Source organism: Streptomyces lincolnensis (assembly GCF_001685355.1).
In the GTDB taxonomy this organism is placed as follows: domain Bacteria; phylum Actinomycetota; class Actinomycetes; order Streptomycetales; family Streptomycetaceae; genus Streptomyces; species Streptomyces lincolnensis.
Map to the genome: position 1 here is coordinate 2,135,764 of NZ_CP016438.1, position 14,148 is coordinate 2,149,911.

Annotated in this window: 14 protein-coding genes; 7 read left to right on the top strand and 7 right to left on the bottom strand. The window is 71.4% G+C overall.

What is annotated here, in order from left to right; all coding sequences use genetic code 11:
- Window positions 1-3: 3 nt before the first annotated feature.
- Complete coding sequence (locus tag SLINC_RS09440; protein ID WP_067429246.1) at window positions 4-957, bottom strand: DUF6924 domain-containing protein; 954 nt, start codon at window positions 955-957, stop codon at window positions 4-6.
- Window positions 958-1,116: 159 nt separating this feature from the next.
- Here SLINC_RS09440 and SLINC_RS09445 point away from each other — a divergent pair, with 159 nt between their 5' ends.
- Window positions 1,117-2,007 carry an AraC family transcriptional regulator gene (locus tag SLINC_RS09445; protein ID WP_067429248.1) on the top strand — a complete coding sequence of 297 codons (891 nt, stop codon included), beginning with the start codon at window positions 1,117-1,119 and terminating at the stop codon, window positions 2,005-2,007.
- Between the two features lie 81 nt (window positions 2,008-2,088).
- Window positions 2,089-2,529 (top strand): carboxymuconolactone decarboxylase family protein, encoded by a 441-nt coding sequence (locus SLINC_RS09450; RefSeq protein WP_067429251.1) that lies wholly within the window; start codon window positions 2,089-2,091, stop codon window positions 2,527-2,529.
- Here SLINC_RS09450 and SLINC_RS09455 read toward each other — a convergent pair.
- The gene (locus SLINC_RS09455; protein WP_067429254.1) at window positions 2,516-4,993 is read right to left on the bottom strand and encodes an alpha-L-arabinofuranosidase C-terminal domain-containing protein; all 2,478 of its coding nucleotides are present in this window, start codon (window positions 4,991-4,993) and stop codon (window positions 2,516-2,518) included. The two genes, SLINC_RS09450 and SLINC_RS09455, sit on opposite strands and share 14 nt — an antisense overlap.
- Window positions 4,994-5,119: 126 nt before the next feature.
- Here SLINC_RS09455 and SLINC_RS09460 point away from each other — a divergent pair, with 126 nt between their 5' ends.
- On the top strand, window positions 5,120-5,563 hold the full coding sequence (locus SLINC_RS09460; RefSeq protein ID WP_067429257.1) for a DUF6314 family protein: 444 nt from the start codon (window positions 5,120-5,122) through the stop codon (window positions 5,561-5,563).
- Here the strand turns inward: SLINC_RS09460 and SLINC_RS09465 are convergent.
- A complete protein-coding gene (locus SLINC_RS09465; protein WP_067429260.1) occupies window positions 5,545-6,138 on the bottom strand; it encodes a histidine phosphatase family protein in 594 nt (197 codons plus the stop codon). The two genes, SLINC_RS09460 and SLINC_RS09465, sit on opposite strands and share 19 nt — an antisense overlap.
- Before the next feature lie 98 nt (window positions 6,139-6,236).
- Entirely contained in the window at window positions 6,237-7,673 is a 1,437-nt protein-coding gene (locus tag SLINC_RS09470; RefSeq protein ID WP_067429264.1) for an aminotransferase-like domain-containing protein, read from the bottom strand.
- Between SLINC_RS09470 and SLINC_RS09475 the strand changes: the two genes are divergently transcribed.
- Window positions 7,672-8,595, top strand: a complete 924-nt coding sequence (locus tag SLINC_RS09475) for a DMT family transporter (RefSeq protein WP_079164467.1) — start codon at window positions 7,672-7,674, stop codon at window positions 8,593-8,595. The two genes, SLINC_RS09470 and SLINC_RS09475, sit on opposite strands and share 2 nt — an antisense overlap.
- Window positions 8,596-8,689: 94 nt before the next feature.
- Entirely contained in the window at window positions 8,690-8,884 is a 195-nt protein-coding gene (locus SLINC_RS09480; protein WP_067429270.1) for a DUF1918 domain-containing protein, read from the top strand.
- Here the strand turns inward: SLINC_RS09480 and SLINC_RS09485 are convergent, their stop codons facing one another.
- Window positions 8,885-10,132: a glycoside hydrolase family 10-like protein gene (locus tag SLINC_RS09485; RefSeq protein ID WP_079165097.1), complete on the bottom strand. Its 1,248-nt coding sequence runs from the start codon at window positions 10,130-10,132 to the stop codon at window positions 8,885-8,887.
- Between the two features lie 167 nt (window positions 10,133-10,299).
- Here SLINC_RS09485 and SLINC_RS09490 point away from each other — a divergent pair, with 167 nt between their 5' ends.
- A complete protein-coding gene (locus SLINC_RS09490; RefSeq protein WP_067429276.1) occupies window positions 10,300-11,175 on the top strand; it encodes a 3-hydroxybutyryl-CoA dehydrogenase in 876 nt (291 codons plus the stop codon).
- Between the two features lie 225 nt (window positions 11,176-11,400).
- Window positions 11,401-11,658: a hypothetical protein gene (locus SLINC_RS09495; RefSeq protein WP_067429279.1), complete on the top strand. Its 258-nt coding sequence runs from the start codon at window positions 11,401-11,403 to the stop codon at window positions 11,656-11,658.
- Window positions 11,659-11,945: 287 nt separating this feature from the next.
- On the opposite strand, the gene SLINC_RS09500 is transcribed toward SLINC_RS09495, so the two are convergent.
- Both SLINC_RS09500 and SLINC_RS09505 read right to left on the bottom strand, forming a co-directional pair.
- Window positions 11,946-12,485 (bottom strand): NUDIX hydrolase, encoded by a 540-nt coding sequence (locus tag SLINC_RS09500; RefSeq protein ID WP_067429282.1) that lies wholly within the window; start codon window positions 12,483-12,485, stop codon window positions 11,946-11,948.
- Between the two features lie 75 nt (window positions 12,486-12,560).
- On the bottom strand, window positions 12,561-13,901 hold the full coding sequence (locus tag SLINC_RS09505; RefSeq protein WP_067429285.1) for a transcriptional regulator: 1,341 nt from the start codon (window positions 13,899-13,901) through the stop codon (window positions 12,561-12,563).
- Between the last annotated feature and the right edge of the window lie 247 nt (window positions 13,902-14,148).

Sequence of the window (14,148 nt, forward strand, 5' to 3'; positions counted from 1 at the left end):
CGGTCACTTCTCCCACCACGGCCGTACGCCGTCCTCGGCGACGAACTCGTGGAAGTCCATGTTGCCGATCTCCAGGTTGGCCGCCAGCGAGCCGACCTGGCGGCACGGGAGGACCGCGGCGTGTCCCGGGGCGTCGTACAGGTCGACGACGGTCAGCGGACGGCCGGGGTCGGCGAAGGTCCGGGCGTCGGCGAGCGCGACCAGGGTGGTGTGCTCCTCGGGCGGGACCAGCGCGGGGACCTGGCCCGGCAGCAGGCCCTCGAAGGACCGGTCGTCCACGACCAGTGCCGCCAGGGGGTAGTGCTCCACGTCGATCTCGTCGGGGTCCGGGTCCGCTCCGACCCAGCCGTCCTCGTCGGGACCGCCCAGCGCGTCGAGCAGGGCCCGCCAGCCCTCCTCGTCGGCGAAGGCGGTGCGGACCAGCAGGGCGGCGCCGCTGGAGGGCAGCGCCGGGAAGGACCGGCGCGGCGGCGGGATCGGGGCGCGGAAGGCGGGCCGGCCGTGGTCCCCCTGGTACATCCCGCGCCGGTCCATGCCGTGCACCAGGTCGTCGAAGGCGAGGGTGCCGTCCAGCAGCGCGGCCAGGACCTCGCCGAGCCGGGCCGAGGGCACCCGGACGCCACGTCCCGGTGTCACGGCCAGGTCCACCAGCAGGGGCCCGTCCCCGCCGTACGCCACGGAGATGTCCGCCAGGACGGCGACCGGTGCCACGGCATCGGTGTCGGCGTCGGCGTCCGGGATCAGCGCCGGTACGTTCCCGCCGTGCAGGTAGTCCCAGCCGGGGCCCTCGACCGGGCGGAGTCGCACTCCCCCGTCGTCGAGGACGAGCGTGTCGCCCTCCCGGCGGGCTCCAACCTCGTCGAGCAGTCCGCCCCACCGGGCCTCGCCGTCCTCGTAGCACGTACAGACCAGGAGCACGTCGCCGGGCGCGGGCCGGGGCAGGTCGGGAAAGGGCATGGTTCTCCTTCGGTGGCCGCTCTCGGAGAACGGGACGCCGGGCACCGTCGTTCGGTTCATCGCAGCCGTGCGCACCCGACTCGATCGGGCACAGGATGTCGGGTCGGGCGGGGTGCGCGCTGCCTAGCGTGGTGATCGTCAAGAGGAAGGAGGCCGGGAGTGCTGGAGCGGCTCAACCAGGTCATGGAGCACATCGAGGGGCGTCTCGACGCGCCGATCGACGTGACCGACCTGGCGCGTATCGCCGTCACCTCGGAGTACCACCTGCGCCGGATGTTCTCCGCGCTCGCGGGGATGCCGTTGTCGGAGTACATCCGGCGCCGCCGGCTGACCGTGGCGGGCGCCGAGGTGCTCGGTGCGGGTGACTCGCTGCTGGAGATCGCGGTGCGGTACGGCTACGGCTCGGGCGAGGCGTTCGCCCGGGCGTTCCGCGCCCTGCACGGCGTCGGTCCGGGCGAGGCCCGCCGCACCGGCGCCGCGCTCGTCTCCCAGCCCCGGCTGACCTTCCGCCTCACCGTCGAAGGAAGCAGCAGCATGCGATACCGCGTCACCGACCGGCCGGCCTTCACCGTCGTCGGGCTCAGGGCCCGGATCCCCCTGGTCCACTCCGGGCCGAACCAGGCCATCATCGACCTCGTCCGTGGCATCCCCGCGCGGACCCTGGAACGTCTGGAGAAGCTGTCCGACCTGGAGCCGCAGGGCATCGTCGCGGTCTGCGACGACCTCGACCCCGGCCGCGCGGAGGGCACCGAACTGGACTACTACCACGGGGTGATCACCTCCACGGCCGCCGCCGCGGACACGAGCGACCCCACCGACCCGACCGAACTGGCGGAACTGGCCGTCCCGGCCGGCGCCTGGGCCGTCTTCACCACCTCCGGCCCGGCCCCGCAGGCCATCCAGGAACTGTGGCGGGACGTCTTCACCCAGTGGTTCCCCTCCAACCCCTACCGCAGCCGCCCCGGTCCGGAGATCCTGCGCACCCGGCTCTCCCCCGACGGCACCCACGCCGACGCGGAGCTGTGGCTGCCCGTGGAACGGGAGTCGTAGGACGGCGGACGGGGGTCCCGCTTCCCGGGAATACTGCGGACGGTGATCCCCGAACACGCTGCCGACGACCAAGGAGCGGACATGAGCGAGAGCACCACCCGCGAGGAGCGTTTCGCACAGGGCCTGGAGATGCTGAACAGCGTCAACGAGGAGGTCGGGCAACTGGTCGTCGACTCGCTCGCCGACATCAGCCCGGAGATGGGCCACCAGATCATCGCCTGGGGGTTCGGCGAGATCTACTCCCGGCCGCAGCTCGCGCCCCGGGACCGCCAGCTGGTCACCCTGGGCATGCTCACCGCGCTCGGCGGCTGCGAGCTCCAGCTGGAGGTGCACGTCCACACGGCCCTGAACGTGGGCCTGACCCCCGAGCAGATCGTCGAGGCGCTGCTGCACTCGGCCGGTTACTGCGGCTTCCCCAGGGCCCTCAACGCCACGGCCGTGGCGAAGAAGGTCTTCGCCGAGCGCGGGCTGCTGCCGCTCGGACAGCAGCCCGCGAACGAGGATCCGGCTACCTCTGCCTGATCCGCAGGAAGGTGATCGAGTTCGCCGGGAAGGTGTACGTGAACTTGGCGGCGACCCCTTCGTAGGTGGACGTCACCGGGGCCACCGCGGTGGTGGTCTCGGTGTTCACCGCGTCCGGGGCGGCGGCCAGCGTGGTGACCTTCGCCCTGGACGCGACCTTCGCGCGACCGAGGTCGATCGCCGTACGGGCAGCCGAGGACTGGGCGTTGACGACCTTGACGATCAGGTCACCGGTCTTCTTGTCCACAGTGACGACCTGACGGAACGGCTCGGCCGGCTTGTCGTCCTTGAAGCTGCCCCACTCCTTGCCGTCGAGGTAGAGGGTGACCTGCCGGCCCCGTACCTTGACGTCGATGTCGTAGGCGCGGCCCGTCTCGATGGACCCGGCCTTGGAGACGAGTGTCGACTTGCCGCCGTCCGTGGCCTGTTCGACGGCGGACTGGGTGTTGTTCCAGCCGCCCAGGTTCCACCAGTAGTAGTTGCCGGTGTCCTTGACGCCGAAGGCGACGAGGAAGCCCTCCTTGCCGGACTTCTTGGTGGCCTTCACGTGCAGGTCGTAGTCGTGCCAGGCCGGGTCACCGGCCGAGACCATGGTGTTCTCGGCGGCGGTGTCGGTCTGGACGTACTGCCCGTCCTGGACGCTCCAGCTGCCCGCGCCCGAGTGGGTCCACTTCGAGGCGTCACCGGAGAAGTCGTCGGTGAGCAGCGTCCTGCCGTCCGCGTCGGTGACCAACACGTCGTCGTAGGCGGCGCTGGTCGCCCACGTGGAGAGGCCGACCGCTCCGGTGATGGGGGCGAGCAGCGAGGGCGTGCCGGTGGCCGTCGAGGGCACCACCCGGTCGCCGACGTTGTTCATGAACAGCTTCTGGACCTCGTAGTTGGCGGAGTTCCAGGAGGCGTGGTTGTTGAACCACACCAGGTCCGGGCGCCACTGCACGTAGTCCTCGTTGGCGAACAGCGGGGCGTAGGAGGCGAGTTTGACGATGTCCGCGTTGCGCTCCAGGCCGGTCATGAACGCGGCTTCGGAGAGGCCGTTCTTGAAGGCGTTGCCCTGGGAGGCGTACTCGCCGAGGAAGACCTTCGGGCCGCTGCGGTCGTAGGAGTCGTAGCGGTCGTTGTTCTGGAGGAACCACTGCGGGCTGTTGTAGTAGTGCTCGTCGACCATGTCGACCTTGGCCTCGCGGTTGAGCTGCCAGGCGGTGTCGAAGGTCTGGCCGGTGTCGTCCGGGCCGGAGTTGGAGACGACGGTGATGTCGGGGTACCTGGCCTCGATGGCGGCGCGGAACTGCTTGAACCGGGCCATGAACTCGACCGGCAGGTTCTCCTCGTTGCCGACCCCGAGGTGGGTGAGGTGGAAGGGCTTGGGGTGGCCCATCTGCGCCCGCTTCTTGCCCCAGGTCGACGTCACGGGTCCGTTGGCGAACTCGATGAGGTCGAGGGCGTCCTGGATGTGCCGCTTGAGCAGCGCCTCGTCGTCGGTGGCCTTGTTCTGTCCGCAGCCGGTCACCAGGGCCGGGACGACGGGCAGGGGCATCGCGCCGATGTCCTCGGCGAAGCGGAAGTACTCGTAGTAGCCGAGGCCGTAACTCTGGTTGTAGCCCCAGAAGTTGGAGTTGGTGGCGCGCTCCTCGACCGGGCCGATGGTGTCCTTCCACTGGTAGGACCGCTTGCGCTGCCAGTTCGAGGCCTCGCTGTAGTCCTCCATGGAGCCGGTGTTGACCAGGCAGCCGCCGGGGAAGCGCAGGAAGCCCGGGTGGAGCGCCTCGACCTTCTCGGCGAGGTCCTTGCGCAGGCCGTTGGGCTGGTGCTTGTAGGTGTCGCGCGGGAACAGGGACACCATGTCCAGGGCCGCCGCGGCGGCGGAGGCGACGGTCAGACGGCCGTCGCTGCTGGTGCGCGTGGCGGTGAAGGTGGCGGTGTACTTGGCCCAGCCGTCCTTGCGCACGGTCACCTTGCGGGCGGCGGCCAGCGGGCCGTCGGCGTCCTGGAGGGTGACGGCGAGGGCGGTGCCGCGTGCCGCGCGGGCCCAGAGGGAGAAGTCGTACTTCTTGCCCTGCTCCAGAGGGATTCCGGTGTTGTATCCGGCGTTCGTGACGGACGAACCGGCGCCCAGGGAGAGGTAGTTGCGGTTGCGCTCGTTGAGCCGCCCGGCGTCGTCCACCACCTGGGCCGTGCCGTCCACCGCCCATGAGGTGAGCGGGGTGTAGGAGGTGTTGTCGGCGGTGGAGTACTCGAAGGACCGGTTCTGCACGAGTTCGGCGTACAGACCGCCGTCGGCGGCCCGGTTGATGTCCTCGAAGAAGACGCCGTACATCGTGTCGTCGATCTTCGCGCCCTTGGCGGCCGGGTCGACCGTGATCGCGTAGTCGGTGACGTCCTCGGCATGGGCGGGTGCGGGGACCAGGCCTGCGGCCACCAGGAAGGCGGTGGCCGAGAGACCTAGTCTCCAGCGGGTGCGTGACATGGATACTCCGCGGCTCGATGTTCGAAATATCAGACGATGATCAGCACTTCGAACGGCAAGATAGGGAGGGGGTCCGAGATCGTCAACGGGTCGCGCGGTACCGAAAGTGTCGGAAGCGAGGGGCGGATGGGTGGGTTCTTGCCAGTACCGGACGCACTGGCGTATCTGGCCGGGAACTGGCGGACGGTGCGGTCCGTGCGGGATCTGGCGAGCGGTGACGCGGGCGAGTTCTCCGGTACGACGGTTTTCGGCCCGTTGGAGGGCGGCGGGCTGCTCCAGCGGGAGTCCGGCACCTTCGTCTGGCAGGGCGTCCCCCGTCCCGCCGAACGGACGCTGTGCCTCCTGCCGGGCCGGAGTCCCGGCGCGGTGGACGTGTGCTTCGCCGACGGGCGGCCCTTCCACGATCTGGACCTGGCCTCCGGCCGCCACCTCGCCGACCATCCGTGCTCGGCCGACCTCTACCGGGGCGAGTTCACCGTCCGGGACACGGACCACTGGCGGACCGTGTGGCGGGTGCGCGGACCGGCCAAGGACCTCGTCCTGACCACCGACTACGCCCGTGAGGGCTGAGTCGGGGCCCCGTCGAAGCGGAGGTTCCAGCGGCCCGCCCGGCCGGTGACGACGGTCGTCGACAGGGGGCGCACATCGATGTTCCAGTACGTCGAGGGCGGGGCCTTGAGGGCGTAGACCAGGGCGGCGCGCACCACCGAGGGCTCGGCCACGGCGACGATCCGGCCGCCGTCCTCCACGGGCCGGGTGTCGAGCCAGCCGCCGACCCGGGCGATGAACTCGTGCAGCGACTCCCCGCCGTGCGGCGTGGCGTGCGGATCGGCGAGCCAGGCGTCCACGGCCTCCGGCTCCCGGGCCATCGCCTCACCGAGGGTCAGTCCGCGCCAGCGGCCCATGTCGCAGTCCCGCAGGGCGAGTTGCACCAGCGGCGTGTAGCCGAGGGCGTCGCCGGTGGCCCGGCTGCGCGGGGTGGGCGAGCAGTAGCGCAGTTCGGCCGCCGCGAGCGGGATCAGGTCCTGGACGACACGCTGCACCTCGTCCCAGCCGGCCTGGTCCAGCGGGCGGTCGTCCTCGAACCGCTCCGCGAGCAGCGGTGTGCTGCGCGCGGCGGCGACGAACGTGACCCGTAGTTGCATGCGGCGATGGTGAGTCGCGAAAGACCGCAGGTCAATAGACGTTACTCATGAGTTACCCAGGGTGCGCGACAGCTCACCGACCGAACGGCCCGACGGGCTCACCGGAGCACCTCGCCGCACGCCGTGCGCAGTCGCCGTACCCCCTCGTGGATCTCCTGGGGACCCGCCACCGCCGCGAAGCTCAACCGGGCGTGGCCGGCCGGGGGTTCGGCGCCGAAGTACGGGCGGCCGGGGGTGATCGCGACGCCCGCGCGCAGGGCCGCGGCCGTGAGGGCGGCCTCGTCGGTGCCGTCGGGCAGGCGGAGCCAGAGGTGGTAGCCGCCCGACGGGATGTGCGGCAGGGCGAGTTCGGGGAGGTCCAGGCGCAGGGCCGCCGCCATGGTGTCCCGGCGGGTCCTCAGGCCGGCGGAGATCGCGCGCAGGTGGCGCGGCCAGGCGGGCGAGCCGACGAGTTCGAGCGCGGCCTCCTGAAGGGGCCGGGGCACGAAGAAGGTGTCGACGACCTGGATGGCGCGCAGCCGCTCCAGCACCGGGCCCCGGGCGACCAGCGCGCACACCCGGAAGCTGGGCGAGGTCGCCTTGGTCAGCGAGCAGACATGGACGACGACCCCGTCGGCGTCCTCGGCGGCCAGCGGACGCGGCAGTTCGCACGCGTCCTCGTGCACGAGCCGTCGTACGAAGTCGTCCTCGACGACGAACGCGCCCGCCTCGCGCGCGATGCGCAGCACCTCACCGCGGCGTGCCGGGGCCAGCACCGCGCCGGTCGGGTTCTGGAACAGCGGCTGGCACACGAACACCCGCGCGCCGGTGGCCCGGAACGCCTCGGAGAGGAGCGCCGGCCGGACCCCGTCCGGGTCGACCGGGACCGGCACGGGCCTGAGGCCCGCCGCGCGGGCGATCGCGAGCAGGCCGGGATAGGTGGGCGACTCGACGAGGACGGGCGCCCCGGGCGGCGCCAGCGCGCGCAGGGCGATCGTCAGCGCCGACTGACCGCCCGCGGCGATCAGCACCTCGGCGGCCGTGACGGCCCCGCCGATGCCCCGCGCGAACCACTCGCGCAGCTCCGGCAGCCCCTCCATGGGCGGCCGCCCCCAGGCACCGGGACGGCGTGCGGCCCGGGACAGCGCGGCCGCCAGCGCCCGCTCGGGCTGGAGCGAGGGGTGCAGATAGCCGCCGTTGAACTCGATCACCTCGGGCGGCGGTGTGGTGAGCGAGGCCAGGACGCCGCCGGCGTCCACCGAGCGCGGTACGAGCTCGGCGGCACCGCCCGCGCTCAGCGCGACCTCCTGCCAGGAGGTGTCCCCGGCCGGTGCGGGTGCCGTCCGGGGCTGTGCGCGGAACGCCCCGGCGCCGGGACGGGTGACGACGAGTCCCTCGGCGGCCAGCTGCGCCAGGGCCCGCGAGACGGTCACCGGGCTCACCCGGTACCGCTCCACGAGGGCCCGACTCGACGGCAGCTTTCCTCCCGGAGAGTAGCGGTCGAGCTCGCCTCGTAGGCGTTCCGCCAGTTCACCCACGCTGCTACGCTCATACATGAGAGCACAGAGTAGCGCTACTATCCCCACCACGATAGCGGTCGACAGCTCGCCGACCAGGACGACCGGCCCTACGGGCACCCTCCTCGCCGCCCTGGGGGTCGTCGCCTTCTCCCTCACCTTCCCCGCGACGGCGTGGGGCCTGGAGGGCTTCGGACCCTGGTCGCTGGTCGCCGTGCGGAGCGTCCTCGCTGCGGTGATCGCCGGGGTCTGTCTGCTGGCCCTGCGGATCCCGGTTCCCGCCCGGCGCCACCGGGCCGGGCTCGCGGTCGTGGCCGCCGGGGTCGTCGTCGGCTTCCCGCTGCTGACCACGCTCGCGCTCCAGTCCTCGACCACCGCGCACGCCGCCGTCGTGGTGGGACTGCTCCCGCTGACCACCGCGCTGTTCTCCGCCCTGCGGATCGGCACCCGCCCCTCCCGCACCTTCTGGGCCGCCGCCGGGGCGGGCGCGGCCGCGGTGGCCGCCTTCACCGTGCAGCAGAGCGGCGGCGCCCTGACCACCTCCGACCTGTATCTGTTCGCCGCGCTGCTGGTGTGCGCGGCCGGCTACACCGAGGGCGGCCGGCTGGCCCGGGTGATGCCCGGCTGGCAGGTCATCGGCTGGGCGCTGGTGCTGTGTCTGCCGCTGACCGTGCCGGCCGCCGCGCTCGCGCTGTCGTACGAACCCGTCCACCTGACCGGGCACAGCGTGGCCGGACTGCTGTGGGTGGCGGCGGGCTCGCAGTTCCTCGGCCTGGTCGTCTGGTACCGGGGCATGGCGGCCATCGGGATCCCGCGGGCCAGCCAGTTGCAGTTGGCCCAGCCGCTGCTCACACTGGTGTGGTCGGTGCTGCTGCTGGGCGAGCACCTGACGGTGGCCGCTCCGCTGACGGCCGCGGCGGTGCTCGTGTGCATCGCCGTCACCCAGCGGGCGCGGAGCTGAAGCGGCGTGCACCAGCGGTTCCAACCGGGCCCCCGCGCCGTAGACTCAAGGCCACGGACCGCTGCTCCCGCACATCGTGAGGAGGCCCCATCCGATGCGTGCAACCGTGGGCGACCAGCTTGTCCAGCACGGCAGGGTGGTCGGACAGCAGGACAAGGTCGGCGAGATCGTCGAAGTCATGGGCCGGGAGGGCAACCCCCCGTACCGCGTCCGTTTCGAGGACGGGCACGAGGGCGTCTGCTCACCGGGCCCCGACACCGAGATCCGGCACCGGGAAACGAGCGGCTGATCAGCGCGGGGGTTTCGCCGGCCGCTGGTAGTGGTCGGCGACCACCCGTGCCATCGCCCCGATCCGGTCCGCGGCCACGTCCTTGGCCGCGAAGAACACATGCCCGCGCACCTCGGCGTGCCCGCGGGCCAGTGTGAGGTGCCGGGACAGTTCGGCCGGGTCCTGCCAGGCGGCCGGCTGCGCCGGATCGCCGGCTTTGTACAGGGCCTCGCCCAGGTACAGCTTCGTCCTGCTCCCCCGCGCCGCCTCGGCCCACCAGGGCAGGAGCTTGGCGTAGTCGGCGGCGGCGAAGCCGATGTTCCAGTACAGCTGCGGGACGAGGTAGTCGATCCACCCCTCACGGACCCACTTGCGGGTGTCGGCATGCAGATCGTCGTACGTCTGCACACCCGCCCGGGTGTCCGAGCCGAGCGGGTCGGTGCCGGCGTTGCGCCACACGCCGAACGGGCTGATACCGAAGCGGGTGGCGGGCCGGATCCGCTTGACGCGGGCCGCCATCTCCAGGACCAGCCGGTCGATGTTGTCCCGCCGCCAGGCGGCCCGGTCGGTGAAGCCGCCGCCGTACCGGTCGAAGGCGGCGTCGTCGTCGAAGGTCTGGCCCGCCACCGGGTACGGGTAGAAGTAGTCGTCGAAGTGCACGGCGTCCACCGGGTACTTGCGCACCGCGTCGAGCATCGCGTCCTGCACGAAGGCGCGGACCTCGGGCAGCCCGGGGTTGTAGTAGAGCTTCCCGCCGTACGGCACCACCCAGTCGGGATGCCTGCGGGCGGGGTGGGAGGCGACCAGCCGGGCCGGGTCCGTGTGGTTGGCGACACGGTACGGGTTGAACCAGGCGTGCAGTTCCAGCCCCCGGGCGTGCGCCTCCGCCACGGCCGTGCCGAGCGGGTCCCAGCCCGGGGCCACGCCCTGGGTGCCGGTCAGGAACTGCGACCACGGCTCGTACGGCGAGGGCCAGAGCGCGTCCGCGGTCGGACGCACCTGGAGGATCACGGTGTTGAGGCGGTTGCGCACCGCCGTGTCCAGATGGGCGAGGAGTTCGGTGCGCTGCTCGGCCGCCGTCATCCCCGGCCGCGACGGCCAGTCCCGGTTCTGCACGGTCGCCAGCCACACGCCCCGCATCTCGCCCGCCCGGCGCCCCGGCGCACCCGGGGCCGCGGCACCCTGGGCCGGGGAGGCGTTCGCTCCCGAGGCCGATGTGAGCGTCGACAGCGCGGCCAGCGCGAACGCCCGACGTGACAGTCGCCCCACCTGCACACCCCCATACACCGTGGATCCGCGCGGTCACGGATCGTCTCCGGGCCCAAGGATGCCCGACCCGAACGATCGATCATCGCTACTTAGGGGTAACGTGCTCGAACGGAGCAGGCGCCGCGGTACCGGCCCTGCCACCGCCGTAGATCAGCGAAAGGGACGATGTGACAGGCATCCCAGCGGGAGACATCGCTCGGGTCGGAGTCGTGGGCTGCGGTCAGATGGGAGCGGGCATCGCCGAGGTGTGCGCCCGCGCCGGTCTGGACGTGAAGGTCGCCGAGACCACCGGCGAGGCCCTGGAGATCGGCCGGACCCGGCTGTTCAACTCCCTGTCCAAGGCGGCCGGGCGCGGCAAGATCTCCGCGGAGGAGCTGGAGGCCACCCAGGCGAGGCTCGGTTTCACCACGGATCTCGGCGAGTTCGCCGACCGCGATCTGGTGATCGAGGCCGTCGTCGAGAACGAGCAGGTCAAGACGGAGATCTTCCAGGTCCTCGACCAGGTCGTGACCCGGCCGGACGCGATCCTCGCCTCCAACACCTCCTCGATCCCGCTGGTGAAGCTGGCCGTCGCCACCTCGCGGCCCGACCACGTCATCGGCATCCACTTCTTCAACCCGGCCCCCGTGCAGCAGCTCGTCGAGCTGATCCCGGCGCTGACCACCTCCGAGGGCACGCTCAGCCGGGCCCAGTCCTTCGCCGAGAAGCTGCTCGGCAAGCACGCGATCCGCGCCCAGGACCGTTCCGGTTTCGTGGTGAACGCGCTACTGATCCCGTATCTCCTCTCCGCGATCCGGATGTTCGAGTCCGGCATCGCCAGCCGTGAGGACATCGACAACGGCATGGAGATGGGCTGCGCCCACCCGATGGGCCCGCTGAAGCTGTCCGACCTGATCGGCCTGGACACGGTCGCCTCGGTCGCGTACTCGATGTACGAGGAGTACAAGGAGCCGCTGTACGCCGCTCCCCCGCTGCTCCAGCGCATGGTCGACGCGGGCCGCCTCGGCCGGAAGTCCGGCTCCGGTTTCTACACCTACGACTGATCCGCACCTACGGCTGGTGCACAGTGCCCGTTCCAGGGTGCTGGTTACACAGTGCGACGCCCGCGGGCCCGGCACTCTTCGGAGCGCCGGGCCCACTGCATTCACACACCGTGTGCGCCCCGGGCCCGCATATGCCCCTCGCACACTCTCCCCACCTGCCCACCAGGCGAGTTGACTCTTCATGCGCATGCAAGGGATGAGCCGACTACAGAAAGGAGTGGACCCGTGACCGTCGAGCCCGAACATCCCGTGGTCCATGGCGAACTCGCAGAGTTACGCCGGCGCCTCGACGTCGCCTACGCGCGTGTCGAGGGAGGGCTGGCGCTGCTCAACCATCGCACCGAGGAGACGGACAAGGAACTCAGCGACCTGAGCGCACGGATCACCGCACTGGAGCACGCCCGCTGGCCGCTGCCCGCGGTAGCGGTACTCACCGCCATGGGCGCACTCGTCGTGGCGGTCTGGCAGGCCCTGGGCCGCTGAGGCGTCGGGTGACGCGCGGGTGGGGGATCAGGGCTGGGTCTGTCCGGCGGATCAGGTCGCACGAATCCAACGACGCGTGATCGGTGCCGGTGAGCGGGGGTCTGGTGCGTGCAGCTGCAAGGCGGAGGAGGGCGGCGACGCGATGGGGGTCCCCCGCGCGAGGTTGTTCGAGCGCGGGGGAGTCGGCAACCGACGACAACGCCGCTGGGGGTCCCCCCACGCCTTTAAGGCAGTGGGGGAGTGCGCGCCAGGGCCCCGCGACCGCGACATGCTCCGCCGGACGGACCCTAAGTGTCCTGTCCGAGCCTCAGATGGTGCAACAGGAGTAACGCGGCCGCCATGTTGGCGGCCGGGACCTCCCCACGGGCGACCATGTCGGGAACGAGTTTGAGGGAGACCCATTCCCGGCGGTCGGACTCGAAGTCGTCCACGGGGTGCCCGACGTACTCGCCCTCGTCGGCCCAGTAGATGTGGTGCCTGGCGTCGGTGAGGCCGTTGGACGGCTCCACGCTCATCAGGTGGCGCAAGGGCCCCGGCCGCCAGCCGGTCTCCTCCTCCAGTTCCCTGGCGGCCGCCACGGCGATGTCCTCTCCGTCCTCGACCACGCCCGCCGCGAGTTCCCATCCCCAGCTGTCGGTGATGAAGCGATGGCGCCACAGGAGGAGGACCTCGTTGGCCGCGTTCACCACCGTGGCCACGGCGACGGGCCTCAGGCGTATCAGGAAGTGGTCCAGATGCCGGCCGTCCGGCAGTTCCACATCTGCCAGGTTGACCGTGAACCAGCGGTTTTCATACACAGTTTGTTCGTTCTGTTTCGTCCACTGCACGGTTCTGCCACCTTCCGTCGAGTAAGTGGCAATATCGCAGCAGGGACTATGAGGTGACGGTGGACGAGTACCCGTCTACAGCGGTACGCGCAGCGCGCCGTCGATCAGTTCGGCCGCCTCGGCCGTACCCGCGCAACCGCTGCGCACCAGGTGCTCACGCACCGCCCGGAGTCTGTCGCGCAGCCGCTGGGACTCCATTCCACGCGCCTGTTCGGCCATCTGCACCGCGGTGGCCACCGCCTTGTCGGCGTTGCCCTGGCGCAGCGCGATCGTGCTGAGCATGGCCAGCCGGTGCACCCGGCCCCGGTCGTGGGCGGGATTGTCGACCGCCGCCGCGGCATGCTCCGCCGCCGCGGCCAGTTCTCCGAGGCTGAGGAGGGCCTCCGCCACCTGGACGTTGACCAGTCCGGGCTGGACATAGCCCGTCTCGTCGGGCTCGTATCCGCGGCGGATGCGTTCGGCGGCCTGCTCGGCCCGCCGGATGCAGGACAGCGCGCTCGTGCCGTCACCGAGGTGCGCGTACGCCTTCGCCTGCATCGCGTACAGGTCGGAGGCGAGCGCCGGTGTGATGTGCTTGCCGGCGGCACGCAGCGCGGCCTCCGCGAAGGCGACGGCCTGCCGGTACTCCCGCATGAACAGCGCCTGGTTGACCAGCAGCGCGATCACGTACGCGCCGAGTCCCCGGTCGCCGCTGGCCTTCGCGAGCCGCAGCGCCTGGTGGAAGTAGCGCTGGGCCAGACCGTGCGCGTCGGAGTCGTAGGCGCAGATGCCCGCCACGGCCACCAGACCGCCCGTCGCCCGGTGGAGTTGGCGGCCGGTGGCGTCGGTGTAGCTGCCGCGCAGCAGCGGGGCCGCCTCGGCGTTGAGGAAGCCGACGATCCGGGAGCGGGTCGCCACGCCACCGGTCTTGCGGTACATCTGCTCGTAGTGGGTACGGGCCGCGCGCAGCATCTCGATGTCGGCGGGGGTCACCCGGTGCCGGCCGCCGCGTGAGACGTCCACGTCCTCGGGCGGGTTCTCCCACTCCCACACCGGCATCACGGCGGGCGTACCGGTCACCGCCGGGGCGCCCAGGATGTGCGGGCGCTGCTGCTCGTCGGAGCGCCACAGCGCGGTGGCCCGCTCCACGAAACCCGACAGCGAGGTGCCGTGCGGGGCGGACGGCTCACCGGGGACGCCGAGGCCGATGTCGTCGAGGGTGACGGGCCGTTGCAGCCGGGTGGCGAGCACCTCGCAGATCAGGTCGGGCACCTGGCCCCGCGGCCGCTGGCCCTTCAACCACCGTGCCACAGCCGTGTGTTCGTACCTGAGAGCGAGTCCGCGGGCCCGGCCCGCCTGGTTCACATGGGCGGCGAGTCCCGCGTGCGAGACACCCGCCTCGTCCAGAATCGCGTCGAGCAGAGTGTTGGGCTGCATGGGAGGCCCCCCGGGTGGCTCGGTGTCGACAGAGTAGTGGGTGTGTCTTCACACGGGGTGTGAACGGAGTACTCGAATCCGCAGGGTGTGCGCACTGTCGCGGAGAGTTTCCAGCCGGTTGACTGAAATGCCTCGCAAGAGGCCGGCCGGGCCGCCGGCTCCCCCTCGTACAGTGCGGCGGCCCGATTCCGCGCCGTCCGCCCAGCTGCCTGCCCGACACTCCGTGGCGGGGCGGACGGCCGCCGCC